This window comes from Bradyrhizobium huanghuaihaiense, assembly GCF_025200885.1.
In the GTDB taxonomy this organism is placed as follows: Bacteria; Pseudomonadota; Alphaproteobacteria; order Rhizobiales; family Xanthobacteraceae; genus Bradyrhizobium; species Bradyrhizobium huanghuaihaiense.
Genome location: NZ_CP104172.1, coordinates 829,177 through 855,740, shown reverse-complemented (window position 1 = coordinate 855,740; position 26,564 = coordinate 829,177). Strand labels below are relative to the sequence as shown.

The following is a 26,564-nucleotide window of genomic DNA, read 5'->3' as shown; positions in this document are numbered from 1 at the left end:
GAACGAGAGGAGCGACAGGAGCATGGCACGTCTGTCCCTGCGCAAGACCTGACGATCGCCGACGGCAATTTTCTCCAAGTCCTCCGCGGTCCGGCCGTGCTGATCTCAGCGAACAGGAGATTGCCATGACCGACTTTGCGCGATTGTTACACGCCGATGGACCGAACCCGGAGCACGCCGCGGCGCTCCAGCTTTACGGCCGCTTCGTCGGCGACTGGGAAGCCGAGATCACGGCCCATGGCCCTGATGGAACGAAACACATCGCGCCCGGCGAGATTCATTTCGGCTGGATTCTGGAGGGTCGCGCCGTCCAGGACGTCTGGATCATCCCCCGCCCCGTCGGCAGCGCGGCTTTTCCGATCGCCGGCAATTGGTACGGCACGACGCTGCGGGTCTATGACCCCTCCATCGACGCGTGGCGGATTTCCTGGTTCGATCCCGGTCGCTGCGTGTTCCGCCAGCAGATCGGCCGTCCGCGCGGCGATGACATCGTGCAGGAAGGCACGACGGATGCGGGCGACCAGACGCGCTGGAGCTTTACGGAGATTACCGGCGGCTCCTTCCACTGGCTCGGCGAGGTCAAGCCTGCGACGGCAAGCGACTGGCGGCTCGTCGTCGACGTGAAGGCGAAACGGCGCAAGGCTTAAGGCCAAATGGATATTGATTGAATCGATCGGGCCGCGAACCTGCTGCAACCTCTCCCTCTTGCGGGGGAGGTCGCGCCGAAGGCGCGGGTGGGGGGCTCTCTCCACACTGGGAATCTCTCTGCGGAGACACGCCACCCCGGCCCTCCCCCGCAAGCGGGAGAGGGAGCACACCCCCTCCGCCGCTGCTATGGTGCTCTGAGCAACGCGCGCTGCTGCGCGGAGACATCAGGTGCTAGGCTCCCGCCAAAACAATACAAAGGGAGCGAACGCCGATGGCTGCAAGCGGTCTGCCCGCCAACACGAGCGGGCTATTCGTCGAGCCGCGCGAGGACTGGCTCGCGCTGTATCAGGAAGAGGTCATCGACCCCTTGCGGCCGATCGTCGATCCGCACCACCATCTCTGGAATCGCGGGCACCGCTATCTGATCGAGGAGATGGCCGCCGACATCGCCAGCGGCCACAACGTCATCGCCACCGTCTATGTCGACTGCCGCTCGATGTATCGCGCACATGGACCCGAGGCGTTCCGCCCCGTCGGCGAAGTCGAGTTCGCCAACGGTGTCGCGGCGATGAGTGCGAGCGGTGGTTACGGCAGGGCCGCGATCTGCGCCGGCATCGTCAGCCACGCCAACCTGCTGCTGGGTGACGCCGCAAAACCGGTGCTGGAGGCGGAGATCGCCGCCGGCAACGGCCGCTTCCGCGGCATCCGGCATTCCTCGGCCTGGGACGAAGACCCCGTCGTCGCCGGCATGTACGCCAACCGGCCGAGGGGCCTGTTGCAAGACCCGGCCTTCCGCAAGGGCTTTGCCTGCCTTGCCCCGCTGAACCTGAGCTTCGATGCCTGGCTGTTTCATCCGCAGATCGGCGAGCTGACCGAGCTGGCGCGCGCCTTTCCCGACACCAGGATCGTGCTCGACCATTGCGGCGGGCCGGCCGGCGTCGGCCGCTTTGCCGGGCGGCGCGAGGAGGTGTTTCCGCAATGGCGCGCGTCGATCCGCCAGATCGCGACGTGCGAGAACGTGGTGGTGAAGCTCGGAGGCCTTGCGATGTGCCTGCTCGGCTACGACTTCCATCTGCGCGAGAAGCCGCCGTCATCCGAAGAGCTCGCCGCGGCCTGGCGGCCCTATGTCGAGACCTGCATCGAGGCGTTCGGCGTGAAGCGCGCGATGTTCGAGAGCAACTTTCCGCCGGACAAGGGCCAGTGCAGCTACCAGGTGATCTTCAACGCCTTCAAGCGCATCGCCGCGCCCTTGAGCGAGGCCGAGAAGACGGCACTGTTCTCGCGGACCGCAACCGAATTCTACCGGCTCGATCTGCCGTCGTGACGAGAAGAGGGGCCGGGATGTTGATCCCGACCCCTCTTCGTCGTGGCCGCTGGGAAGCGTTCTTGAAAGCGTTATCGGATGACTAGCCGGCGCCCATCAACGAGGCCGGACGGCGCTCGCCGCTGAAGGCGAACATCTTCTTGAGCTTGTTGACGACACGGATCAGGAAACCGATCATCACCGGATTGGTCTTGCGGCAGAAGGCGATCTTCCTGACGTGACCTTCGACATGCCATTTCGCATGCGCGCCGTCGCGGAAGAAGATGACGTCGCCGGGGCCGTAGCGCTTCGGCGGCATGCCGTCGCTTTCGAGCACGATCGATCCTTCCATGATCATGATCGTCTCATCGATATCGTAGTACCAGTTGAAGCGCCCTTCGGTGCAGGCCCAGATGATTGTCTGGGCGGTGCCGTCGGCGCTGGTCGACAGGACGCGCGAGCGCGACACTGGATTGCCTTCGATGATCCAGGACGGCTCGATCGGCCGCAGCTCCAGCTCCACATTGCTACTACCGATTTCAATCAATGCGCGCGACATCTACTTCCCCAGGAAATATGAATATGTATGGCCGGGTCTCGGGCCCGGATTGTTTCGAAAGATGTTGGAACGCTAGTAGCCGGTTTTTAATTCTTTCTTACGCAGGCCCCGACAATCAGCCGCAAGTTGCAGGTGCGACACGGTTAACGTCAGGATTTCCCTGCGAATCCGCGCAGATGAACCGATCTTTTCCGGGGTGCGACAAAGTGCGCGAAGTATCAGGAAGGAGCCACGCGATGCCGCTCAGCCCAGAGGTTCTGACAGCCAAAGGCGACGTGGTCGCCCGGCTCGGCGACTTCGATATCTCCCTTATGCCGGACGAAGAGCCCTGGTTCAGCATCGACGGCATCGAAAGCCCGCGGCAGATCGGCAGTGACGGTTCCGGCGGCGCGTTCGTGCTGCTGCCGTCGCAGAATGTGCTCTACGTGTCATCCGAGGGCCGCGCGGGAATCATCGCGGAGAGCTTCGAGGCGTTGGTCCAGCTCGTCGTCGCCCGCCCCTACTGGCTCGACATCCTGAAATTTTCAGCCGGCGGCGACCTCCTGGAGATGCGGCGCGCGGCGGATACGCTGGAGGCGACACTGGACGACGAGGACGAGATCAACGAGGCCCGCGAGGACATCCGCAAGGCTCTCGACCTGCCTGAAGTGGACGATCCGGTCGGCGCGCTCTACGAGGCGGTGGCTGCCTCCGACGCCATCGTGCGGGCCACCGACGGCAGCCCGTTCACGACGCTGTTCAACCGTTTCAGCATCGACAACCACCCGATGCTTCGCAACGTGGCGGCGTGAGACGGGGACGTGCTCGGCCTGCATGGTTCGAGACGCGCCGTAAGGCGGCGCTCCTCACCATGAGGGTCTGATATCTCGCTCGCCGCGAAACGAGACCTCATCCTGAGGAGCCCGCCAGCGGCGGGCGTCTCGAAGGATGGCCGCAAGACGCGCTACTTCGCCCACTCGCCCTTGCGGAACACCGGGACCTTGCTGCCGTCGGCCAGAATGCCGTCGATATCGGTCTCGGCCGAGCCGATCATCCAGTCGATATGGATCAGGCTCTGGTTGCCGCCCTGCGCGGCGATCTGCTGCGGCGTGAGCTGGGCGCCGTTGACGAAGCATTTGGAGTAGCACTGGCCGAGCGCGATGTGCGAGGCGGCGTTCTCGTCGAACAGCGTGTTGTAGAACAACAATCCACTCTGCGAGATCGGCGAGGAATGCGGCACCAGCGCGACTTCGCCGAGTCGGCGCGCGCCCTCATCGGTGTCGAGCACCTTGTTGAGCACCTCCGCCCCGCGCGAGGCCTTGGCGTCGACGATCCTGCCGTCCTCGAAACGCACCGCGATGTTGTCGATCAGCGTGCCCTGGTAGGACAGCGGCTTCGAGCTCACGACATGGCCGTAGACGCGGCGGCAATGCGGCGTGGTGAAGACCTCTTCGGTCGGGATGTTGGCGTTGCAGCTGATGCCGTTCTTGGACAGCGACGCGCCGCCCTCCCATTCATGGCCGTCGGCCAGCCCGATGGTGAGGTCGACGCCCGGCCCCGAATATTGCAGTGCGCGAAAACGCTGGCCGTTGAGCCAGTTGGTGCGCTCGCGCAGCACCGCATTGTGGCTCGCCCAATTGCCCATGGCGTCCTCGCGGTCGACGCGGGACGCGGCGAAGATCGCATCCGCGAGCTTGCCGACGGCGACGTCCTCGGGATCACCGGGGAAGACCTGCCTGGCCCAGGACGGGCTCGGATAGGCGATGATGTTCCAGTTGGTGTCGAAATTGACGATCTTTTCCAGCGCCGGCTGATAGGCCATCGAATTGGCCTTGCTGGCGCGCGCGACCTTGGAAGGATCCTCGCCCGACAGCAGCATCGGATTGTCGCCGACGATGGCGAGCCGCGCGGTGTTGTCGGAGAATGCCTTCGCCATGCCCTCGTAGAGCCAGCTCGCGGCGCGATCGAAGCTGCTGTCGTGACCGTGGCGGTAGCGCGCCAGCGTCATCTCCTCGTCCGACAGGATCGGCGTCACGATGCCGGCACCGGCCTTGTAGGCATGCACGGCGATGCGCCGCACCAGCGGCAGCGCGATCGCCGGCGCCGTCAGCAGCAGATCCTGTCCCGGCCGCAAGCCCAGGCCCACCTTCACCGCCACCTCGGCCAGCCGGTCGAGTTTCGCGGGATCGATGGGAGTGGCGGTGATGCGTTGATCGGTCATGCCGGGTCCTCTGCCGAAAGTCTCTCGTTCAATCTAAGTCTAGCATCGCGAGACACAAGTATGCGAGCGCCTTGCGACAGATGAAAGATACGCAGTTTCACGCATCTTGGTTTTCAACGTGTTGAAGATTTCAGCACCCGATCGACCATGGCAGGCGCAAGCCCGAGGTAATTTTTCGGTGAGGTGAGCGCCTCGATTGTGGCACGGTCGATGCGGCTGGATATCCGTGAATCTGCGGATAGCGCGTCGGCAAGGCTGATTCCCTTGTCGCTGGCCTCGCGGCAGGCGTCATAGACCACGTCATGCGCCTCCTGCCGCCCGATCTGCGGCGCGAGACCCATCATGACCGCTTCGGCCACAATCAGACCGCGGCTGACGGCGAGATTGTCGTTCATCTTCCTTTCGTCCACGATGAGGCCTGCGAGCGCGAACTTGGCCTGGTGCAGTGCGCCGGCGGTCAGCACGAAGCTTTCCGGGATCGCCATCCATTCGGCGTGCCAGGGACCGGTGGCGCGCTCGAAATCCTGCACCATCGCGTCCAGCATCAGGCCGGCGTGCTGGCGCACCGCCTTGGACGCCGCAAGCATCAGCTCCGAGGAGATCGGGTTGCGCTTCTGCGGCATGGTCGAGGAGGCGCCGCGGCCCTTGACGAAGGGCTCGTAGACCTCGGCGAACTCGGTCGAGGCCATGATCATGACGTCGAGCGCGATCTTGCCGAGCGAGCCGGTGACGAGCGCCAGGAAATTGACGGCCTCGGCAAAGCCGTCGCGCGCGACGTGCCAGGTCGAGGCGGGAATGCCGAGCTTCAGCTCGGCGCAGAGCGCCTCCTGCACCTCAAAACCCTTGTCGCCGAGCGAGGCCAGCGTGCCGGCGGCGCCGGCGAACTGCCCGACCAGGACGCGCGGCTTCAGTTGGGCGAGACGCTCGGCGTGTCGGTCGAACATCGCGAGCCAGATCGCGGTCTTGTAGCCGAAGGTGACCGGCAGCGCCTGCTGCAGATGGGTGCGGCCCGCCATCGGCGTGTCGCGATGGCGCTTGGAGAGGTCTGCGAGGATCTTGCGCAGCTCGGCGATGTCGCGCTCGACGAGCTCGAGCGCGGCGCGCAGTTGCAGCACCACGGCGGTGTCCATGATGTCCTGCGTGGTCGCGCCCCAATGCACGTAGCGGCCGGCCTCGCCGCACTGTTTCACCATCTGATGCACCAGGGGAAGGATCGGATAGCCGACGATGTCGGTCTCCTGCCTGAGCAGGTCGAAGTCCAGCGCCGCGACGTTGGTCCTCGCCGCGATCTGATCGGCAGCGTCCTGCGGGATCACGCCGCATGCCGCCTCCGCCTTCGCCAGCGCCACCTCGACCTCGGCATAGCGCGCAACCAGCGCGACGTCGGAAAACACGTCGCGCATCTCGGGCGTGCCGAAGGCATCGCGGAACAGCAGGGAGTCGAGCACGGTGGTCGAGGCGTGAAAAGCGGGCATGGGCGTTTCTTCGTGGCTGTTGTCTTGTCTGCGGATAGCTTACGCGGGTCGCAGTGTTCGGCAATGGACATTCGCAGTTCGTCACATGTTCTCGGGTTCGCCCGAGCGGAATGCGGTGCGACGCCGGAGCTAAGTCGCGCGCTGTCCCAGCCCCGTCATTGCGAGGAGCTCTTGCGACGAAGCAATCCAGACTGCCTCCGTGGAAGGATTCTGGATTGCTTCGCTGCGCTCGCAATGACGGCGGCGCGAGTCACCTTCCTGTCAAAACTTTAATTCAGCGCGCTTGCCCAGTTGCACTATCACTCGTCATGCGGCGGCTCTCGCGCCGCCTGACGAGGAGACCTCAATGTTGAAATCGTTTTGCTTCGTTGCTGGAGCTTGTCTGCTTGCAGGCCTGTCGACGGCAACACTGACGAGCGCGTCGGCGGCGCCGATCGGGCAACCGCTGGCGATGACGCACGCGGACCAGGGGCAGGTCGAACAGGTGCGCTGGTATGGCCGTCGCGGCTGGGGTTGGGGCGGCGGCGCGTTCGTCGGCGGCCTCGCGGCCGGCGCGATCATCGGCGGCGCGGTGGCCGCACCCCAATATTACGGCTCACCTTATTATTATGAGCCGGGCTATCCGCCCCCGCCCGCCGCCTATGGACCGCCGCCGGAAGGCGACGTGCAGTACTGCATGCAGCGCTACAAATCCTACAATCCGGACACCGGGACCTATCTCGGCAATGACGGCCGGCGCCATCCCTGCCCGTAATGATTCTGATCACGCAGTCTCGTAGCCCGGATGAGCGCAGCGACATCCGGGGACTGCGCAACGACCGGCCCCGGATGTCGCTTCGCTCATCCGGGCTACGATCAGCACCCGACAATCTGGCCGGAACGGCCAGATCGTCTTTTCAGGTTGTATTCCTCCTCGAAAATCGCATGGCTGCCATCACGCGATCGTGGTGAACCGGAGAGACCGTTCGGCGGACTCACAGACTTCAAGTCGAAATCCATTTTGATTTTTTTATTGCCCGATACCGCTGTGAGATCTGAGTCTCGACGTGCAGTTTCTATTCCGGGATCACCTTCTCGATACTGACCTGCGCGAGCTGAGCCGCGAGCAGGTTCCCGTTGCCGTGGAACCCCAGGTTTTCGATCTCGTGGTCCATCTCATGGAGAACCGCGACCGGGTGGTCAGCAAGGACGAGCTGATCGACAAGATCTGGCACGGGCGCAGCGTCTCCGAATCCACCCTGACCAGCCGCATCAACGCGGCCCGCAAGGCGATCGGCGACAATGGCGCGAATCAGGCGCTGATCCGCACCATCGCGCGCAAGGGATTTCGCTTCGTCGGCGACGTCGAGACCAAGCTCGGCGCGGTCGCGCCGGAGATCGGCCGTTTCGTCCAGGCGCCGCAGGCCGTGCTCGCGCTGCCCGACCGGCCCGCGATCGCCGTGCTGCCCTTCACCAACATGAGCGGCGACCGCGAGCAGGACTATTTCTCCGACGGCATCAGCGAGGACATCATCACCGCGCTGTCGAAGCTGCGCTGGTTCTTCGTCATCGCGCGCAATTCCTCCTTCGTCTACAAGGGCCGCGCCGTGCACATCCACGAGGTCGCGCGCGAGCTCGGCGTGCGCTACGTGGTCGAAGGCAGTGTGCGACGAAGCGGCGACCGCCTGCGCGTCTCGGCCCAGCTCAACGACGTCTCGACCGGCAGCCATCTCTGGGCCGAGCGCTACGACCGCGAGCTTGCCGACATCTTCGCCGTGCAGGACGAGATCACTGAGGCGATCGTCGCCGCGATCGAGCCGCAGCTCTATGCTGCCGAGAGCTTTCGCGCCCAGCAAAAGCCGCCGGGCAGCCTCGACGCCTGGGGTCTCCTGATGCGCGGGCTGTCGCATTACTGGCGCATCACCCGCGAGGACAATGCGACGGCGCAAGGACTGCTCGAGAAGGCCGTCGCGATCGACCCGGCCTATGGCAAGGCGCTGGGCCTGCTCGCGACCAGCCACATCTTCGGCGCGCATATGGGCTGGGCCGACATGGCTGCGACCGTGCCGGTCGCCGAACGCGCCGCGCTCGCGGCGGTGGAGGCCGATCGCGAGGATGCCTTCGCCCACCACGGCCTCGCCTATACCTATCTGTTCCGCCGCCGTTTCGACGACGCGCTGGCGGAGTTCGAGCTGGCCTTGCGGCTCAATCCGAACTTCGCGATGGCGCACGCCTTCCACGGTGTGACGCTGTGCTACGCGGGACGATGGCAGGACGGCGATGCCGCCGCGCGGCGCGCGCTGCGGCTGAGCCCGCGCGATCCGCTCGCGGCGATCTATTGCGGCGTTGCCGCCTATGCCCAGTTCATCGGCCGCAACTACGAACAATCCATGCAGATGGCGCGGGAATCGATGCGGCAGCGCGCCGATTTCGTCGGCGCCCATCGCGTGCTGACCGCCGCCGCCGGCATGTCGGGAGATCCCGCGCTCGCTGCGTCCGCGCTGGAAGGCCTGCGCCGCACCCAGCCCGGCATCTCGCTCGCCTGGATCACGCGCGAGCTGCCGATGCTGCGGGAAGAGGACCGCGAACATTACCTGGAAGGATTGCGGCGCGCGGGGATGAGGTAGGCGTTCACCCTCCCCTGGAGGAGGAGGGTCGGCTCGCATCTGAGCGCAGCGAAGATGAGAGACGGGGTGGGGTGACGGTCTCTCCACAACGAACACTGCCCGTGTTGAGAGATCACCCCACCCCGCTCGCGCTTCGCGCGATCGACCCTCCCCCTCCAGGGGAGGGTAAGAACGAGCCTACTCCTGCATCATCTCGCCGCTGCCGCCAAACTCGGCCGGGAAATCCTTCAGCTTGGGCAGGCCGTCATGCATCGGCAGCACGGTCTCAGCGTAGTTGACGTGGACGCCGGGCGTGAAGGCGAGCGTGGGAATGGTGGCGGTGAAGACGTCGATGAGGCCGAGCGGCGGATGATTGGTCATCAGATGGCCGCCGCATTTCCTGCAAAATTTGCGCTGGCTGAGCGGCGTCTTGGCGAAAGTCTCGACATGCTGGGCGCCCTCGGTGATGCGCACGGCTTCGGGCTTCCACAGGCTGAAGGCATTCACCGGTCCGCCGGACCAGGACCGGCAGGAGCGGCAATGGCAATAGCCCATCGCCTCCGGCGCGCCCGTGACCTCGACCGTGACAGCGCCACAGAAGCAGTTTCCGACATGTTTCATTTGGTCGTCTCCATGATGAGGGATCGATATCGCGTGTCGGGGCGCCATGCGTCCTCCTTTCGGTGGACGCATGGCGCGAGGCAGAGACTATACTGATCTGCGCCAGGGAATAAGCATCGACACCCGTTGTTTGTACTGCCGGTACTCGTCGCCGAAGAGCTCGACGAGGTCGCGCTCCTCCAGCGCGATGCCGACGAAGATGTAGATCGTGGTCACGGCCGCGAACAGCAGATGGCCTACAGTCATGACCGGCGCCGCCCAGAACGCGATGATGAAACCGAGATAGATCGGATGGCGAACGAACTTGTAGAGCAGCGGCGTCTTGAAACGCGGCGGCGCGGCTTCCCTGCCGACGAGATGATCGGTCACCTGGGACAGGCCGAACAATTCGAAATGGTTGATGATGAAGGTCGAGGTGAACACCAGCACCCAGCCCGCGAAGGACAGCGTGACCACCGTCACGGCAAGATCCGGGTTCTCGACCTCCCATATGACCGTGGGCAGCGGACGCCACTGCCAGAACAGGAGGAGCAATGACAGGCTCGCGAACAACACATAGGTCGAGCGCTCGACCGGCTTGGGGACGAACTGCGTCCACCACGCCTTGAATTGTTGACGCGCCATCACGCTATGTTGAACCGCAAATAGCGACATCAGCAGCAGATTGATGATGACCGCGCGAAAGACGGGCGCTTCGGCTCCGGTGTCGATGGTCTTCGGCACCATCACCCCCATGACGAAGCCGATGGCGTAGAGAACGGTGACGAAAAAGACGAGATATGCCGCAATTCCGTACAGAAAGGCGATGAACCTGAAAATGCGCGAGCCCGCAACCTCCGGGCCGATGGAATGAACCTGGTGATCAAGTTGGGTCATAGAACGCTCCGTTGTGCCGAGGCATCGGCACTGTTTGGTCTTCGCACCATGCCGGATCGGACGTCCTCCGGCTTTCGCGGAGGGTTGATTTTCGCCTGAGACGACTTTGATTTTTGCTTGAGACGACAGAAACGTGCGATTTTGCTTTGAAAACAACGTGCTGGACGGCGATCTGCGGGAGCTCACCTGCGGCGGGGCGGCCGTGCCGTTGCAGCCGCAGGTGTTCGATCTCCTGCTTTACCTGGTCGCGGAGCGCGCCCGGGTGGTCAGCAAGGATGACCTGATCAGCCAGATCTGGAGCGATCGCATCGTCTCGGATTCCGCCCTGAACAGCCGCATCAACGCCGCGCGCAAGGCGCTGGGCGACGACGGAGCGACCCAGCGGCTGATCAAGACCATTCCGCGCAAGGGCTTTCGTTTCGTCGGCGACGTCAGGGAAGACGTGGCGGCCGCGCCGGTGCCAGCTGAACCCGGCACAGCCCGGCCGCGCGCAGTGACGGACCGCCCGGCGATCGCGGTGCTTGCCTTCGAGAACATGAGCGGCGATCCCGCGCAGGACTATTTTGGTGACGGAATCAGCGAGGACATCCTCACGGCGCTGTCGAGGCAGCGCTGGTTCATGGTGATCGCCCGCAACTCGTCCTTCACCTACAAGGGTCGCGCGGTCCACATCAGGCAGATCGCCGAGGAGCTCGGTGTCCGCTACATCGTCGAGGGCAGCGTGCGCAAGGCGGACAACCGGGTGCGCATCACCGCGCAGCTCAACGACGCCACGTCGGGCAGCCATCTCTGGGCCGAGCGCTACGACCGCGAGCTCGTCGACGTCTTCGCCGTGCAGGACGAGATCACCAACGCGATCGTCGCGGCGATCGAGCCGCAGATCCACGCCGCGGAGAATTTTCGCAGCCATCGCAAGCCGCCCGCGAGCCTGGACGCCTGGGATCTCTTGATGCGCGCGCTGTCGCATTACTGGCGCGTGACCCGGCAGGATCACGAGGCCGCGAAGACGCTGCTCGAGCGCGCGATCGCGATCGATCCGAATTATGGCCAGGCGCTGTCGGTGCTGGCCGTGAACGACATGTTCGGCGTGCATCTCGGCTGGGCCGAGCTGACCGCGGTTGCCCCGGCCGCGGAAACCGCCGCGCTCAAAGCGGTGCGCTGCGACCATGAGGATGCCTGGGCGCACGCCGCGCTCGGCAGCGTCTACTTCTCGACCCGCAGACTTGCGGACGCGTTGTCCGAGTTCGAGCAGGCCCTCGCGCTCAATCCGAACTTCTCGCTGGCGCAAGGCTACCACGCGCTGGCGCTGTCCTATGCCGGACGTTCCGGGGATTCATTCGAGGCGGCGCAGAAGGCGATCCGGCTCTCACCACGCGATCCGTCGCTGGCGATCTATCACGGCATCGCGGGCTATGCGCGCTTCACCGAGCGGCAGTATGACGAAGCCATCGCGCTCGCGCGCGAAGCGATCCGCCACCGCGGCGACCTCACCGGCGCCTACCGCGTTCTCGCCGTTTCGGCCGGTATGACCGGCGATAGCGCGCTCGCAGAGATGGCGCTCGACGAGCTCCGCCGCACACAGCCGGGCATCTCGCTGCACTGGATCGCGACGAAGCTGCCGTGGGCCAGCGACGCCGATCGCGAGCACTATCTGGAGGGATTCAGACGAGCGGGGTTGCGGTGAGGCGCGACGCTGCTCTTACCCTCCCCTCCACAATCGTAGGGTGGGCAAAGGCGCATTTGCTCCGTGCCCACCATCGATCCAATACCGCTAATGAAGAGGTGGGCACGCTTCGCTTTGCCCACCCTACGATATCTATGGGCGTCGACAGAAACTGCCCGTGTTGAGAGATCACCCCACCCCGCTCGCAGCGCGATCGACCCTCCCCCTCCAGGGGAGGGTAAGAGCGGAGGGTAAGAGCGCGGCGACGCTAGGCGACGCTCTTCCGGCGCAGATGGACGATGACGTCGAGCCGCGCGATCTCGTGGCCGGGAAGCGCCTCGGGCACCCTGGTGAAGGCGAGGCCGTCGGCGACATCGACCAGCACATCCTCGCCTTCGAGGTAGAAGTGCGGATGCACCGATGTGTCGGTGTCGAAGAACGACTTGATGCCGTCGGCGGCGATCCGGCGCAACAGGCCGGCTTCGGTGAACTGGTTCAGGGTGTTGTAGACGGTCGCGAGCGACAGATAGGCGTTCGCCGCCATCGCCTCTTCATAAAGGCTCTCTGCGGTGACGTGACGGTGGCCGCGCAGGAACAGCAACTGGCCGAGCGCAAGGCGCTGGCGGGTCGGCCGCAGGCCGGCATCGACGAGCAATTGCAGACAGTGCTGCATGCCCTCATCGACCTCCGGTCCGGCGACATCGGGGCCGCTGTCGTCGCACGCAGGAATATTCGTGACCTGGATGTCCATCGATCGTCTCACGTCTGCAAGAACCAGGACGCGCAACACGACATCCCGCCAGTTGCTATTGGATCGCAGAAGCGGCGCGCCGGCTTTGATCCGGATCAAATTTGGGACTTCGACTGCCTCCACGCCGTCATTGCGAGGAGCCCTTGCGACGAAGCAATCCAGAATCTTTCCGCGGAGAGATTCTGGATTGCTTCGCTGCGCTCGCAATGACGGAATTCGTGGGAGCAGCGCCTGCCCTTTTGGCGACTGGGGAGCCGCCGCAGTTTCGTGCGGCTACTTCGCTTTCACCTGGATCGGCTTCGGGGCCGGCACCGCCGCCCATTCCTTGTCGGCGCGCGGGCCGTTGAGATCGCCGGTCAGGCCGACGAGCTGGCCAGGCAGCACGTCGAGGGTCTGCTGCCAGGTCTGGGTCTGGCACAGGAATTTGATGAGGCAGCCTTTCAGCTTCAGGCGATCGGCGGATTCGCGCCAGAGCGAGACCGAGTAGAACTTGCCGTCCTCGGCATTGTAGATGTCGCCGGCAAACCGTCCCTCCGGCGTCGCCTGCAGGCCCATGATGAGCTGGTGACCGAGCAGCGTGCGGGCACGCTTGTCGGGGTCGGGGTTTTCCTTGTCGCGATAGGGCTGGCCGCGCTTGTCGGCCGGCTCCTTCATCCAGACGATGAAGCCGCAGATGCGGTCGCGCGCCGGGCCGCAGCGCTCGAGCCGGATACGGGCGCGGCCGTCCTCGACGAGCCATGTGCCGCTGGGATCGGCCGGGGCGGCCGCGCCGGCCCGGCCACCGATGATCATCATCACGACGGTGATCGCCACGCGCAGCACGAAGCGAAGGAGAAAGTTCATCTCAATGCCTTTCGTTGAGGGGGCCGCGTCAGTTGAGTTGCGCCATCAGCGCGTCGGCGCCCTTGTCGATGCCGGCGGTGGCGGCCGCGAGCGCGCCGACGCTGGCCTTGATGTCGTAGGCGCCGGGATATTGCTTGGTGACGTAGGCCGAGAGCAGGCGTGAGGTCGAAGCGTCGAAGATCTCGACGCCGTAGATGACCGAGCCGGTCAACATGCCCTCGCCGTCGCGTGCCGCCTGCACGCCGTTGTAGACCGCGCCGGCCATGTCGAAGCGGGAGAGCGTGCCGAGCACCGGCGTGTTGGTGACGGCGCCGGTCAGCGTCAGCCTGATGCGCAGCGTGTTCGGCCCGCGCTCGCGCACCAGCGCGAAGCGGCCGCGCAGCCGGTCGGCGAAACAGTTCTGCATGTAGGCGGCGAGCGTCGCCTTGTCCTTGTCGGACATGTCGCCGAACTGGTGATCCCTGCCGCGATAGACCACGACGGGATCGAGGATCACTTTGTTATATGAGCGCCAATCGACCGGCGTGGAATAGCGGTAGGGCACGCGGCCGGAGGCGTCGGACTTGTCCGGGGCCATGTAGGCCGAGGACGCCATCTCCGAATAGGGCACGGGCGCGACCGAGGCGCAGCCGGCCGAGGTGACGCAAAGCACCAGCGCTCCCAGACCGCGCAGGGCGATCGAGCAATCCATTCCAGACTCCTCTTGCGGCTTCTTTGGAAGGCCAACCTTTAAAGATGCAATGACGACCGCAGCCGCGCTTGGGACCAGACACGGCTGCGGCGCTCACCATTGCCGGCCCAAGGCATCGTCCGGGGCCTTTTCGGATGCCCTTGGCCGTCTCAGTGTTTCCATTTATAAAACCGACCAGTTGGTTTGTAAAGTGTCAAAAGAGAGCCCTGACACATTTGGCCGCAGGCGCGGTTTTGGGCAGCGCTCGGTTGGAATTCGTTAACGATGAATCAGGCGCGCTTGCGCGGGGTTGCCGCCTTGGCCGCCGATGCCGCTCCGGATTTTGCGACACGCTTCGTGGCCGGCTGTTCGAGGCCGGTCCACTGCCCGTCGTCGAGCAGGCGCGCGAACAGCCGCTGGTGCTCGTCCTTGCTGAGCGGCGACATGCCGAACAATGAACTCAGCAGCAGTCCGAGTGCTCCGGCCCAGCGCAGCATCGCGAGATCAGGGTCGGCAGCCTCTTCCTTGATCGCCGTCATCCGCTTCGTCTCGAGTTCGCGCGGCAGGGCCATCAGGCTCGGATTTTCAACCATGGCCGCAACCAGGGCCAGCGCGGCGGAATTCGGCGAGGTCGCCGCCTCCCTGATCGTGGCGAGCTGGGTTGCCAGATTGGGATTTGCCGAGGTCGCGCTCACCTTCGCCATGTATCGGGTCGAGAACTCCTCGAAATGCGCCATCTGCCGCTCGAGCAATGCCTTCAGCACCGCCTCCTTGGTGCGGAACTGGTGCATCACCCCGCCCTTGCTGAGGCCGCTCTCGCGCGCGATCGCATCGAGCGTCAGCCGGCCGGGCCCGTCGCGCGCGATGATGGCGATGGCCGCCTCGAGCGCAGCATTGCGGGACCGTTCGGAGCGCGTGGCATTGTCCATGGCGGACTTGTCTCCGTGACACGTCCATGAATCAAGTGAAAACAGGACGCGCTGTACATTTTTTGTGCGAACCCTGTCGAGACTTTCATCTTGCGGCGCCGAATGAGACTGTGTGAGCCTCGATACCGGATGGGGACTGGGATGGGCCGGCCGTCGCTTTGCGCGCGAGGACGTCGCGAAGCGTTTGCGGCTGGCCGCGCTTGAGAAAGATACGATATGCCAAAACGCGTGTTGCTTGGTCTCCTCCTCGCTTGCGGCCTCACAGCCCCGGCGCTGGCGCAAGAGCCGAAAACGGGAGGCGTGATCAATGCCGTGATCCAGCCCGAGCCGCCCGGCCTGATGCTGGCGCAGGTCCAGAACGGCCCGACCCAGATGGTCTCGGGCAACATCTTCGAGGGCCTGCTGCGTTACAGCCCCAAGCTCGAGCCGCTGCCGGAGCTTGCCGAAAGCTGGAGCGTCAGCGAGGACGCCAAGACCTACACCTTCAAGCTCAAGAAGGGTGTGACCTGGCATGACGGCAAGCCCTTCACCGCCGCCGACGTCCTGTTCTCGATGGAGATGCTGAAGCAGACGCATGCGCGTGCCCGCACCAATTTGGCGCAGGTCGACAAGATCGAGACGCCGGACGACTATACGGTGGTCTTCACGCTGAAGCAGCCGTTCGGCCCCTTCCTCGGCATCTTCGAGGTCGGCTCGATGCCGATGGTGCCGAAACATCTCTACGAAGGCACCGACTGGAAGACCAACCCCTACAACAACGCACCCGTCGGCACCGGCCCCTTCATGTTCAAGGAGTGGCAGAAGGGCTCGTTCATCCGCCTGGTCAAGAACCCGAACTACCACGAAAAGGGCAAGCCCTATCTCGACGAGATCTACTGGCAGATCATTCCCGACGCGGCTGCGCGCTCGGTGGCGTATGAGACCGGTAAGGTCGACGTGCTGCCCGGCGGCTCGGTGGAGAATTTCGACGTGCCGCGGCTGTCCAAGCTGAAAGACACCTGCGTCACCGGCGCCGGCTGGGAGTTCTTCTCGCCGCTGTCCTGGCTGTGGCTGAACAACCGCCAGGGTCCACTCTCCGACAAGCGGGTGCGGCAGGCGGTCATGTACGCGATCGACCGCGATTTCGCCAAGGACGTGATCTGGAATGGACTCGGCAAGGTGGCGACCGGTCCGTCCGCCTCGACCATCAAGTACTATACGGACGACGTGAAGAAATATCCGTACGATCCGGCCAAGGCCAAGGCGCTGCTGAAGGAAGCCGGCTACAAGGGCGAGAAGATCCGCCTGCTGCCGCTCGCCTATGGCGAGACCTGGCAGCGCTGGGGTGAAGCGGTGAAGCAGAACCTCCAGGACGTCGGCATGACCATCGAGACGATCGCCACCGACGTTGCCGGCGGCAACCAGAAGATCGGCGACTGGGACTACGACATCGCCTTCACCTATCTCTACCAGTATGGTGATCCCGCGCTCGGCGTCGGCCGCAATTACATCTCCAGCAACATCGCCAAGGGGCAGGTCTTCAACAACGTCGAGGGCTACTCCAACCCGGAGATCGACAAGCTGTTCGCCGACGGCGCGACCGCGACCCCGGATTCCAAGCGCAAGGAGATCTACGACAAGGCACAGAAGATCCTGGTCGAGGATGTGCCGGTGGCCTGGATGCTGGAGCTGCAATTCCCGACCATCACGCGCTGCAAGGTCAAGAACCTGATCACCACGGGGATCGGGGTCAATGACGGCTTCAAGGACGCATGGCTCGACAAGTGAGGGCGTGCCTTCCTTCACCTCTCCCCGCCTGCGGGGAGAGGTCGAATGTGCGCGAAGCGCATATTCGGGTGAGGGGGTACAGGTCCATCGGCATTCTCACGTGTGGAGAGAGGCCCCTCACCCCAACCCTCTCCCCGCAAGAGCGGGGCGAGGGAGCGCACCGCCCCAGTGGCTCCAGGTCACGTTACAAGATATGATTCTCTAGATGCTCTCCTTCGTCGCTCAGCGTGTCGTGAAGGGCGTGATCGTCCTGCTCGCGATCGTCGTCCTCAATTTCTTCCTGATCCGGCTTGCGCCCGGCGACCCCGCGATCGTGATGGCGGGCGAGGCCGGCGCCAGCGACCAGGTCTTCGTCAAGCAGCTTCGGGAGAAGTTCGGCCTCGACAAGCCGCTGCCCGAGCAGCTCCTCATCTACGTCAAGGGCGTCGCCACCCTCGACCTCGGCTTCTCCTTCCGCCAGCAAGCGCCGGTCGCCAAGCTGATCGGCGAACGGCTGCCGGCGACGCTGCTGCTGACGCTGACCGCCTTCGCGATCTCGCTCGCGCTCGGCATTCTGTTCGGCACATTCGCCGCGCGCTTCGCCGGAACCTTTCTCGACACTGGCATCACCATCTTCGCGCTGATCTTCTACGCCATGCCGATCTTCTGGGTGGCGCTGATGGGCATCCTGCTGTTCTCGGTCACCATGGATTGGCTGCCGAGCTTCGGTTACGAGACGGTCGGCGCCAACCTGACCGGCCTTGCCCATGCGGTCGACGTCGCAAAGCACCTGATCATGCCGGCGATGACACTCGGCCTGTTCTTCATGGCGACCTATACCCGCATGACCCGCGCCTCGATGCTGGAGGTGAAGCGGCTCGACTTCGTCAAGACGGCGCGCGCGAAGGGCCTCTCCGACGCCGTGATCCAGCGCCGCCACGTGCTGCGCAATGCGCTGCTGCCGGTCGTGACGCTTGCCGGCGTGCATTCCGGCACGCTGATCGGCGGCGCCGTCATCACCGAGACCGTGTTCGCCTGGCCCGGCATCGGGCGGCTGATGTACGACGCGCTGCTGCAGCGGGACTACAATTTGCTGCTCGGCGTCTTCGTGATCTGCTCGGCCATGGTCCTCATCTTCAACCTCATCACCGACCTCGTCTATCGCCTGGTCGATCCGCGCATCGAATACGCCACATGAAACAGTTCTGGAAATCGATGCTGAGGAGCCCCAGCGGCGTCATCGGCCTCATCATCCTTCTCCTCGCGATCTCGGTCGCGGTGTTCGGGCCGATGCTGTTCCCGAACTCGCCCTGGCGCATGGTGCAGCGGCCGTTCCTGCCGCCCTTCACGCTCTCGGCTGTGCCGCTCGGCACCGACGCGCTCGGCCGCGACGTGTTCGCCGGCATGATCTTCGGCGCCCGCGTCTCGCTGCTGGTCGGTCTCGTCTCCACCCTGGTCGCACTGGTCGTGGGCGTGCCGATCGGCGCCATGGCCGGCTATTTCGGCGGCAAGGTCGACGACGCCCTGATGCGCTTCACCGAGTTCTTCCAGACCATTCCGAGCTTCGCGCTCGCCATCGTGCTGGTCGCGATCCTGCAGCCCTCGATCTATTCGATCGTGGCCTCGATCGCGGTGGTGAGCTGGCCGCCCGTCGCGCGCCTCGTGCGCGGCGAGGTCCTGTCGCTGCGCACGCGCGAATATGTCCAGGCCGCCGTCGTCACCGGGCAGTCGCACAGCTGGATCATCCTGCGCGAGATCCTGCCGAACGCGCTGTCGCCGGTGATCGTGCTGGCCTCGCTGATGGTGGCGACCGCGATCCTCCTGGAATCCTCGCTGGCGTTCCTCGGCCTCGGCGATCCCAATTTGATCTCCTGGGGCTACATGGTCGGCGCCGGCCGCACCGTGATCCGCCAGGCCTGGTGGATCACGGTATTTCCCGGCGTCGCCATCCTGATCTCCGTGCTCGGGCTGAACCTGATCGGCGAAGGCCTCAACGACGCGCTCAATCCGCGCCTGTCGCGGGAGGGCCGCTGACGATGACCGCCCCGCCCGCCGTCTCGATCAAGAACTTGCGGATCGCGCTGCCCAAGGGCGCCGAGCGTCCCTTCGCCGTCGACGGCGTCTCGCTGGACCTGCGGCCCGGCAAGATCGTCTGCGTCGTCGGCGAATCCGGCTCGGGCAAGTCGATGTGCGCCCATGCGTTGATGGGGCTGCTGCCCGACACGGTCTCCGTCACCTCGGGCGAGATCCAGTTCGAAGGCCGCGATCTGCTCAAGCTCGACGACGACGGCTGGCGCGACCTGCGCGGCCGCCGGCTCGCGATGATCTTCCAGGAGCCGATGACCGCACTCAATCCGTTGATGCGGATCGGCGATCAGATGGCCGAGATGTTCGAGGCCCACGGCCTGCTGACGCCGAAGGAGCGGCGCGCGCGGGCACTCGCTTTGGCGCGCGAGGTCGGCCTGCCCGACCCCGAGCGCATCGTGCGCGCCTATCCGCACCAGCTCTCCGGCGGCCAGCGCCAGCGCGCCATGATCGCGATGGCGCTCGCGCTCGAACCGGCCGTGCTGGTCGCGGACGAGCCGACCACCGCGCTCGACGTCACCACGCAGGCGCAGATCCTGAAGCTGATCCGCAACCTGCAGCGCAACCGCAATATGGCGGTGATGTTCATCACCCACGATTTCGGCGTCGTCGCCGACATCGCCGACCAGGTCGTGGTGCTCCGCCACGGCAAGGTCGTCGAGGAAGGCCCCGCCGCGACTGTCTTCAGCGAGCCGCAGCACGACTACACCAAGGTGCTGCTCGCCGCCGTGCCGTCGATGGATCCGCCGGCGCGCGAGCCCCTCGACGACGAGGCCAGGGCCGTCGAGGTGATCGGGCTGGACAAGACCTATGTCACCTCGGGCGGCTGGTTCCGCGAGGACCGCCGCGTCGATGCCGCGCGCGCGGTCAACTTCAACATCCTCAAGGGCGAGACGCTCGGCCTCGTCGGCGAATCCGGCTCCGGCAAGTCGTCCGTCGCGCGCCTCGTGATGCGGCTGATCGAGGCCGACCGCGGCACGGTGCGGATCGGGGAGACCGATCTCACCTCACTCTCGGGCAAGGCGCTGCGCGCTGAACGCCATCGCATCCAGATGATCTTCCAGGATCCGTTCGCCTCGCTCAATCCGCGCCGCAAGATCGGCAACATCATCGCTGACGGCCCGATCGCGGCCGGCACCGATCCGAAGGTGGCGTTCGATCGCGCCCGCGATCTCTTGAAGATGGTGGGCCTCGATGCCGGCGCACTCGAACGCTATCCGCACGAATTCTCCGGCGGCCAGCGCCAGCGCATCGGCATTGCCCGCGCGCTCGCGCTCGAGCCCGAGATCATCGTCGCCGACGAAGCCGTGTCCGCGCTCGACGTCTCGGTGCAGGCGCAAGTGTTGAAGCTGCTGGAAGACCTCAAGGCGCGCCTTGGTCTGTCGATGCTGTTCATCACCCACGACTTACGCGTCGCTGCGCAAATCTGCGACCGCATCGCGGTGATGCAGCGCGGCGCCATCGTCGAGCTGAAGCCGACCGCGCAGCTCTTCGCTGCGCCCGAACATGCCTATACGCGTGAGCTGCTGGCGGCCGTGCCGGGACGGAAGGAACGCGCGCCGGCGGCCTGAGGCGGCCGATCGCCGTTCATCGATCTCAGTGATGGTTCCAAAACTTGCGCGCTGCGCGAGACGAAACATATTCGATCCAGCAGCATTTGCTTCGTGAGACGATCCTTGCTGATGGCAGCAAGGGGTAAGTTGACACCAGCAATCGTTCGCTCGCCGGCGGGAGCCTTACAGCGAACGTGACGTGGTGGAAGCTTCACAACGCAGCGCGTGAGCCACACCGGGACATTTCGGTTTCCGGGCGCATGGTCACGCGCTTTTTATCCGGTCGTGACCGGCTGCGCCGCTTCAAAGCCGAAGACGGCACCTTAGATAAGGATTGAATGATCGACGTCATCTCATGACGGACTCACACACCGATATTCGGAGCCAACATGGGCGAAGTTATTCGATTTGTCTCAAAGTCCGAGCGCGAGCGAGCACGCCTCATCGCGGAGGCCCGCGCCATCTACGACAGCATCTTCCCGCCGGACGATCCGGCCAACGAGAGCCAGGGCAAGCCGGCGATCGGCCGCGCGTTCATCGGCCGCGACGGAGGTAACCTGTCGTGATCAAGATCATCGCGGTGCTCTGCAGCCTCGCCTCTCCGACCAATTGCCACGAGCAGATCGTCACCACCTCGGACTTCGCGCAGGTCTCGGTGCAGTCCTGCCTGATGGGCGCGCCGCAGCTCGCCGAATGGATGAACCAGCATCCGGCCGAACGCCTGGCGGCGTGGCGCTGCGTGATCGGCCAGCAGACCGGCCGGGGCATCTAGGGCCGGCGGCCCGCTGTCCCCGGACTTTCAAGCCGGAAGCAGCTCACGCAAGGCAGTGACGACGATCCATCGCCGGGGTAACCTCTCGTTGCGGCCATTGGCAGCAAGGGGGAAGCCGGATGGAAGTCGCCAGCCTCGTTCTTCCCGTATTCGCGATCATCGTCACCGGCTGGCTCGCCGGTGAGCTCGGCTATCTCTCACGATCGCTGGCCGATGCGCTGGTGCACTTCGCCTACAATGTGGCGATGCCGGCGCTGCTGATCGTCACGATCGCGCAGGAGCCGGCGCGCAATCTGCTGGAATGGCGTTTCCTGCTCGCCTTCGGCGGCGGCTCCCTGATCTGCTTCGCGCTGGTCTTCGTGGCGGTCCGCGCCGGCGGAAAGCATGATCTCGCCAGCAGCACGATCCATGGCATGGCGGCGGCGATGACCAATACCGGCTTCGTGGCGCTGCCGATCCTGCACGCGATCTACGGCCAACCCGCCGTGCTGCCGGCTGCGGTGGCAACGGTGTTCGTCGCCGCCGTGATGTTTCCGATCACGGTCATCCTGCTGGAAAGGGACGCGCGCGGATCGTCGGCGCAGTCCGCGGGCCTCGCCAAGCAGATCCTGCTCAATCCGATGGTCCTGTCGACACTCGTCGGCCTCGTCTGGGCGATCACGGGCCTGCCGATTCCGGCGCCGGTCGCGGCCTATCTCAACATGATCGCCGCCGCGCTGACGCCCTGCGCATTGTTTGCCATCGGGCTCGGCCTGTCGGTCGAAGGCCTGCGGTCCAACCTCAAGACATCGTCCGCGCTCGCCGCCGTGAAGCTCGTGATCATGCCGCTGATCGTCTACGGACTTTGTGTGATCACCGGCCTCAACGCGCTCTACACCGTCGCCGCCGTGATATGCGCCGCCGTGCCGACGGCGAAGACGGTGTACGTGCTGGCGCACGAGCACAAGGTCGAGGAGAAGCTGGTCGCGGCCACGGTCTCGGTCACGACAATGCTGTCGGTCGCGACGTTGCTGGTCGCGCTGTACCTTCTCTCCGGTCTCGCGACCGGAACGCGCTAGGGCTTATCTCGTGGTATTGCTCCAGGTCGGAACTGAGTTGGTCACGCCGACCGAGGGCCAGCTATACGTTCCGATCGACGGCGCGGTAACGGTGCCGACCGTCTGGCCGGACGAGCCGTAAGCGGCCCTGGGCTGCGCAATTGGCGCGCCGGCACCGCCATAGGTCGGGCCCACCACGGTTGTGTTGTAATAATGCCTGCTCGAGCGGGCCTTCTTGGCTTCGGCCGCGAAAGGCGCAGCCACCAGTCCGGCGGTAATGAGTGCGGCAACGGCCAGCTTCATGCTTGTCATGGCTGATCCTCCTCGTTGGGGCGCCCCTTCGATCATCTGATCATGCATCGGACAATTTCCATAGGCCTCTCGTTCATAACTCCGTGCGCAAGCGAAGGTGCCGCAGTCGAGCGCGCCGCCTTCGGATGGACCCGAATCAGCGCTACTGCATTGCCTGAACGACTTCCTGGACGCGAGTGACATGACCGGCCCTGAACTGAAGCAGCTTCGCAGCGACCTTTCCGACGTGATCGAGCGCAAGCTGACGGCAGCCGATATGGCGAGACTCTGCGGATTGCCGGAGAAGGGCGGGGCCGACACCATCCGGCGCTGGGAGGTGAGCGGCCCGTCGCCGTCGGCGACCAAGGTGCTGCGCGTGCTCGCGATGGCGAGCGAGCGCTATCCGATCCTGGAGAAGTTCGACATCTTCGACCGCCACGACGTGCGCGAGGAGGATCGGCCGGCCAGGCGCGCAGCGTTCCGCGCGCAAATGCGCGACGAGGTGCTGCGGCGTCTCGGCTAACGAAAGGCGCGCGCAAGCTCGCCGGCAGCGCAAAATTAAGCCTTCCTTCAGAATTTCTTAAGCTGCCATTAAGCACGAAAATCAATTGCAGCCCAACAAGTTAGGTTGGCTGCCGCTGTGCCACGGTTGTGACAGCATTTTCATCAAAAGCGAGCTATCTGCAAAACCAACGACGGCGCGGAAATCGCGCCAGCCGGGGTTATCAGTGTTGGAGTTCAAGACTATGAAGAAGATTCTGTTTGCGACCGTGGCGCTGCTGGTGGTGGGCGCTGCCGCGCCGGCGATCGGCGCCGATCTCGGTAACCGCAACTACTACAAGACGCCGGCGCCGGCCTACGTCGCGCCGATCTACAACTGGACCGGTTTCTACATCGGCGGCCATCTCGGCGGCGCCTTCTCCAGTGACAACAATTTCAACGGCCTCTCCACCGGCAACAACGGCAACGGCCGTTTCCTCGGCGGCGTGCAGGTCGGTGCGGACTGGCAATTCAACCCGAACTTCGTGGTCGGCGTCGAAGGCCAGTATTCCTGGCTGTCCGGCAGCGTCGGCGCGGTGTTCCCGGGCGGCATCGCCTATACCAACGACCAGCGCGGCCTCGGCTCGATCACCGGCCGCGTCGGCTATACCTGGGGCCCGGGCCTCGTCTATGTGAAGGGCGGCTACGCCTATTCCGACAACAACGAGAAGGTGACCGTCGGCGGCGTGCCGACCGCTTTCGTCATCACCGGCGATCACCGCAACGGCTACACCGTCGGCGCCGGTCTCGAATATATGTTCGCCCCGAACTGGTCGGCCAAGGCCGAGTACCAGTACTATAATTTCGGCGACGCGAGCTTCACCGGCGGTCCGCTGGCGGGCACCGGCAGCTTCACCACCGACGACCACACGGTCAAGGCCGGCCTCAACTACCGCTTCAACTGGTCAAGCCCCGCCGTCGCGCGCTACTGATCGGTTAGCAAGATCTTATCTCGACGAAGGGCCGGCGATCTCGCCGGCCCTTCTTTTTTCGCTGTGCGGAACCAAGCAAGCAATTGCACCGATTGCGATTTTTTAACCGGCCCTGCCGATACTGCCCGCCACAAAACAGAAGCAAGAGCGTGGGGGAATTTCGATGGCGATCCGTCTGGGCGCTGGCCGTTTGCTTGATCGATTCAAGCCTCGTTTCAAGAAGAAGCCGCAATGGGGCGTGCGCGGGAGCCTGTTCACGGCCTTCGCGGTGATCGCGGGCATGGGCCTCGTGATCGCAGCCGGCGCGGGCCTCGCGCTGCAGAATCTCGGCGGACGCATGACAGAACTGAGCGGGCGGGACATTCCGCGCCTTGCCGCCAGCCTGCAATTGTCGGCCCTGAGCGCGAGTCTTGCGGCACAGGGACCGGCCCTGCTTGCGGCTCAGAGCGAGGAAGCCCTGAACGAGCGCACCAAGAAGCTCAGGGAGTTGCAGGAGCAGACGCAGCAGAAACTCAACGAGATCATCGAGCTCGGCGGTGACAAGTCCGTCGTCTCCGGACTCAGCGAGACCATGAAGAGCATCAACGAGGCGGCCCAGAGCCTGGCCAAGGCCGCCCGCGAGCGGCTGGACGTCGCGGCCCTCCATGACAAGCAATATGACGCGCTGCGCAACGCGCAGGGCGCATTCGTCGGCGCGGCCAGCCCCGCGATGCTCGATGCGCAGACCCGGGTCAACGCCATTCTCGGCTCGGCCAACCTATCGGCCGAAGACGCCACCGAAGCGGCGCAGACCGTCGGCCAGCTCGGCAACGTCGTTGCCAGCGGTAATCTTGCAGCCGCCGACATGAGCGCGGCGCTGTCGGCCAACACGAGCGACAAGCTCGACGACATCCAGAAGGAGTTCAAGACCGCACAAGGACGCCTGCGGTCCAACCTCGATCTGTTGCCGGACAATGAGGGCAACAAGATGCTGCGCGCGACGGCGGAAAAGCTGCTCGCGCTCGGCACCGGCAAGACCGGCGTGTTCAATCTGCGTGAGAAGGAGCTCGACTCCATCGACTACGGCCAGACCATCCTGGACGAGACGCGCAAGCTCAATGTCGGCCTCGGCATCAGCGTGCAGCAGCTCGTCGACGGCGTGCAGAAGGAGACCAACGCCTCGACCTTCCAGGCGCGGCAGGAGATTTCGCTCGCGACCTCGGTCATGCTGGCGCTGGGCGCGTTGATGCTGGTCGGCTCGGCCCTGTTCGTCTGGCTCTATGTCGGCCGCAACATCCTGCGCCGGATCACCGGCCTCCAGCGCGCCATGCAGCAACTCTCGGCCGGCGACCTCGACACCGAGATCGCGCGCTCGAAGCACAATGACGAGATCGGCGCGATGACCGACACGCTGACCGTGTTCCGCGACAGCATGGTCGAGGCCCGCGCGCTCACCAGCGAGCAGGACAAGGACCGCGCCGCCAAGGCCGAGCGTGCCGCGCGCATGGAAGCCAGGATCGCCGAGTTCGAGGGCACGGTGCGCACCGCGCTCGACAATCTGGCGCAATCGGCCAATTCGATGCAGTCGACCGCGCAGAGCATGTCGACCACCGCCGACCAATCCAACGCGCTGGTGAACGCGGTCGCTTCCGCCGCGGAGGAGACCTCGGTCAACGTGCAGACGGTATCGTCGGGAACCGAGCAGCTCTCGTCCTCGATCGAGGAGATCAGCAAGCAGGTCGTCACCTCGGCCGCGATCGCCAAGAAGGCGGTCGACGAGGCCGGCGCCACCGACACCACGGTGCAGAGCCTCGCCGACAGCGCGAGCCGCATCAGCGTCGTCGTCGACCTGATCCAGACCATCGCTTCGCAGACCAACCTGCTCGCGCTGAACGCCACCATCGAGGCGGCCCGCGCCGGCGAGGCCGGCCGCGGCTTCGCGGTCGTCGCATCCGAGGTGAAGAGCCTCGCCAGCCAGACCGCCAAGGCGACCGAAGAGATCCGCACCCAGATCGCCAGCATGCAGCAGGTGACGACCTCTGCGGTCGGCGCGATCCAGGGCATCGGCCGGATCATCGGCGAGATCAACGATGTCACCACCACGATCGCAGCCGCGGTGGAGGAACAGGGCGCGGCGACCCGCGAGATCGCCCGCAACATCCAGCACGCGGCGGGCGGCACCAGCGAGGTCTCCAGCAACATCGTCGGCGTCTCTACGGCCTCCGCGGAGGCCGGCGCGGCGGCAAACGACGTGCTGGGCGCCTCCGACGCGCTCCGCCGCGAGGCCGACTTGCTGCGCGGAGAGATCGACGCGTTCCTCAACAACATGCGGGCGGCCTGATGATCGCCCGTAGCCCGGATGGAGCGCAGCGTAATCCGGGGATAGTCCCTCACGAGAGAAAATCCCGGATTGCGCTGCGCTCCATCCGGGCTACGGAAAAATCAGGCCGGTATGACCGCCATGCGGAGACCACGGCCCGTCCTTTTTCGGCTGGCGCCCCGCCCG

26 protein-coding genes are annotated in these 26,564 nt (G+C 64.9%); 16 read left to right on the top strand and 10 right to left on the bottom strand.

What is annotated here, in order from left to right:
- Positions 1-125: 125 nt before the first annotated feature.
- Complete coding sequence (locus N2603_RS04010) at positions 126-647, top strand: hypothetical protein (protein ID WP_260424137.1); 522 nt, start codon at positions 126-128, stop codon at positions 645-647.
- 272 nt (positions 648-919) lie between these two features.
- Complete coding sequence (locus tag N2603_RS04005; RefSeq protein WP_260387770.1) at positions 920-1,972, top strand: amidohydrolase family protein; 1,053 nt, start codon at positions 920-922, stop codon at positions 1,970-1,972.
- 82 nt (positions 1,973-2,054) lie between these two features.
- Here the strand turns inward: N2603_RS04005 and N2603_RS04000 are convergent, their stop codons facing one another.
- Positions 2,055-2,510 (bottom strand): cupin domain-containing protein, encoded by a 456-nt coding sequence (locus N2603_RS04000; protein WP_018643400.1) that lies wholly within the window; start codon positions 2,508-2,510, stop codon positions 2,055-2,057.
- Between the two features lie 236 nt (positions 2,511-2,746).
- Between N2603_RS04000 and N2603_RS03995 the strand changes: the two genes are divergently transcribed.
- Positions 2,747-3,301, top strand: coding sequence for a hypothetical protein (locus N2603_RS03995; protein WP_260387769.1), 555 nt, complete (start codon positions 2,747-2,749; stop codon positions 3,299-3,301).
- Between the two features lie 152 nt (positions 3,302-3,453).
- Here the strand turns inward: N2603_RS03995 and N2603_RS03990 are convergent, their stop codons facing one another.
- The gene (locus N2603_RS03990) at positions 3,454-4,710 is read right to left on the bottom strand and encodes an aminopeptidase (protein WP_018643401.1); all 1,257 of its coding nucleotides are present in this window, start codon (positions 4,708-4,710) and stop codon (positions 3,454-3,456) included.
- 113 nt (positions 4,711-4,823) lie between these two features.
- A complete protein-coding gene (pcaB, locus tag N2603_RS03985; RefSeq protein WP_260387768.1) occupies positions 4,824-6,185 on the bottom strand; it encodes a 3-carboxy-cis,cis-muconate cycloisomerase in 1,362 nt (453 codons plus the stop codon).
- A 346-nt stretch (positions 6,186-6,531) separates the two neighbouring features.
- Here pcaB and N2603_RS03980 point away from each other — a divergent pair, with 346 nt between their 5' ends.
- Entirely contained in the window at positions 6,532-6,939 is a 408-nt protein-coding gene (locus N2603_RS03980; RefSeq protein ID WP_260387767.1) for a BA14K family protein, read from the top strand.
- A 292-nt stretch (positions 6,940-7,231) separates the two neighbouring features.
- On the top strand, positions 7,232-8,791 hold the full coding sequence (locus tag N2603_RS03975; RefSeq protein ID WP_260387766.1) for a winged helix-turn-helix domain-containing tetratricopeptide repeat protein: 1,560 nt from the start codon (positions 7,232-7,234) through the stop codon (positions 8,789-8,791).
- Positions 8,792-8,968: 177 nt separating this feature from the next.
- Here the strand turns inward: N2603_RS03975 and N2603_RS03970 are convergent, their stop codons facing one another.
- Positions 8,969-9,391 carry a GFA family protein gene (locus N2603_RS03970; protein ID WP_260387765.1) on the bottom strand — a complete coding sequence of 141 codons (423 nt, stop codon included), beginning with the start codon at positions 9,389-9,391 and terminating at the stop codon, positions 8,969-8,971.
- An 87-nt stretch (positions 9,392-9,478) separates the two neighbouring features.
- Positions 9,479-10,267, bottom strand: coding sequence for a methanethiol S-methyltransferase (gene mddA / locus N2603_RS03965; RefSeq protein ID WP_260387764.1), 789 nt, complete (start codon positions 10,265-10,267; stop codon positions 9,479-9,481).
- Positions 10,268-10,400: 133 nt separating this feature from the next.
- On the opposite strand from mddA, the gene N2603_RS03960 reads away from it, so the two are divergent.
- Positions 10,401-11,951, top strand: a complete 1,551-nt coding sequence (locus tag N2603_RS03960; RefSeq protein ID WP_018643407.1) for a winged helix-turn-helix domain-containing tetratricopeptide repeat protein — start codon at positions 10,401-10,403, stop codon at positions 11,949-11,951.
- Positions 11,952-12,198: 247 nt separating this feature from the next.
- Here N2603_RS03960 and irr read toward each other — a convergent pair whose 3' ends face one another.
- From irr to N2603_RS03940, 4 genes are all read right to left on the bottom strand, one after another.
- A complete protein-coding gene (gene irr, locus N2603_RS03955) occupies positions 12,199-12,681 on the bottom strand; it encodes a Fur family transcriptional regulator Irr (RefSeq protein ID WP_311741122.1) in 483 nt (160 codons plus the stop codon).
- A 273-nt stretch (positions 12,682-12,954) separates the two neighbouring features.
- Positions 12,955-13,524, bottom strand: a complete 570-nt coding sequence (locus tag N2603_RS03950; RefSeq protein ID WP_260387763.1) for a DUF2147 domain-containing protein — start codon at positions 13,522-13,524, stop codon at positions 12,955-12,957.
- 28 nt (positions 13,525-13,552) lie between these two features.
- A complete protein-coding gene (locus tag N2603_RS03945) occupies positions 13,553-14,215 on the bottom strand; it encodes a DUF3313 domain-containing protein (protein WP_260387762.1) in 663 nt (220 codons plus the stop codon).
- Positions 14,216-14,484: 269 nt separating this feature from the next.
- Entirely contained in the window at positions 14,485-15,123 is a 639-nt protein-coding gene (locus tag N2603_RS03940) for a TetR/AcrR family transcriptional regulator (RefSeq protein WP_260387761.1), read from the bottom strand.
- Positions 15,124-15,339: 216 nt separating this feature from the next.
- On the opposite strand from N2603_RS03940, the gene N2603_RS03935 reads away from it, so the two are divergent.
- The 7 genes from N2603_RS03935 (at position 15,340) to N2603_RS03905 (ending at position 22,337) form a co-directional block, all read left to right on the top strand.
- Positions 15,340-16,890 carry an ABC transporter substrate-binding protein gene (locus tag N2603_RS03935; RefSeq protein WP_260387760.1) on the top strand — a complete coding sequence of 517 codons (1,551 nt, stop codon included), beginning with the start codon at positions 15,340-15,342 and terminating at the stop codon, positions 16,888-16,890.
- Between the two features lie 205 nt (positions 16,891-17,095).
- Positions 17,096-18,067, top strand: a complete 972-nt coding sequence (locus N2603_RS03930) for an ABC transporter permease (RefSeq protein ID WP_260387759.1) — start codon at positions 17,096-17,098, stop codon at positions 18,065-18,067.
- Positions 18,064-18,903: an ABC transporter permease gene (locus tag N2603_RS03925; RefSeq protein WP_260387758.1), complete on the top strand. Its 840-nt coding sequence runs from the start codon at positions 18,064-18,066 to the stop codon at positions 18,901-18,903. The genes N2603_RS03930 and N2603_RS03925 overlap by 4 nt, the downstream gene beginning before the upstream one ends.
- A gap of 2 nt (positions 18,904-18,905) precedes the next feature.
- Positions 18,906-20,525 (top strand): ABC transporter ATP-binding protein, encoded by a 1,620-nt coding sequence (locus tag N2603_RS03920; RefSeq protein ID WP_260387757.1) that lies wholly within the window; start codon positions 18,906-18,908, stop codon positions 20,523-20,525.
- Between the two features lie 371 nt (positions 20,526-20,896).
- On the top strand, positions 20,897-21,073 hold the full coding sequence (locus N2603_RS03915) for a hypothetical protein (RefSeq protein ID WP_018643416.1): 177 nt from the start codon (positions 20,897-20,899) through the stop codon (positions 21,071-21,073).
- Complete coding sequence (locus N2603_RS03910; protein ID WP_183246088.1) at positions 21,070-21,279, top strand: hypothetical protein; 210 nt, start codon at positions 21,070-21,072, stop codon at positions 21,277-21,279. The genes N2603_RS03915 and N2603_RS03910 overlap by 4 nt, the downstream gene beginning before the upstream one ends.
- 119 nt (positions 21,280-21,398) lie before the next feature.
- Complete coding sequence (locus tag N2603_RS03905) at positions 21,399-22,337, top strand: AEC family transporter (protein ID WP_260387756.1); 939 nt, start codon at positions 21,399-21,401, stop codon at positions 22,335-22,337.
- Positions 22,338-22,340: 3 nt separating this feature from the next.
- Here N2603_RS03905 and N2603_RS03900 read toward each other — a convergent pair whose 3' ends face one another.
- The gene (locus N2603_RS03900) at positions 22,341-22,628 is read right to left on the bottom strand and encodes a hypothetical protein (protein WP_260387755.1); all 288 of its coding nucleotides are present in this window, start codon (positions 22,626-22,628) and stop codon (positions 22,341-22,343) included.
- Positions 22,629-22,809: 181 nt separating this feature from the next.
- Here N2603_RS03900 and N2603_RS03895 point away from each other — a divergent pair, with 181 nt between their 5' ends.
- From N2603_RS03895 to N2603_RS03885, 3 genes are all read left to right on the top strand, one after another.
- Positions 22,810-23,130: a helix-turn-helix domain-containing protein gene (locus N2603_RS03895; RefSeq protein WP_018643420.1), complete on the top strand. Its 321-nt coding sequence runs from the start codon at positions 22,810-22,812 to the stop codon at positions 23,128-23,130.
- A 223-nt stretch (positions 23,131-23,353) separates the two neighbouring features.
- The gene (locus N2603_RS03890; protein ID WP_260387754.1) at positions 23,354-24,079 is read left to right on the top strand and encodes an outer membrane protein; all 726 of its coding nucleotides are present in this window, start codon (positions 23,354-23,356) and stop codon (positions 24,077-24,079) included.
- A 163-nt stretch (positions 24,080-24,242) separates the two neighbouring features.
- A complete protein-coding gene (locus N2603_RS03885) occupies positions 24,243-26,399 on the top strand; it encodes a methyl-accepting chemotaxis protein (protein ID WP_260387753.1) in 2,157 nt (718 codons plus the stop codon).
- The last annotated feature ends 165 nt before the right edge of the window (positions 26,400-26,564 follow it).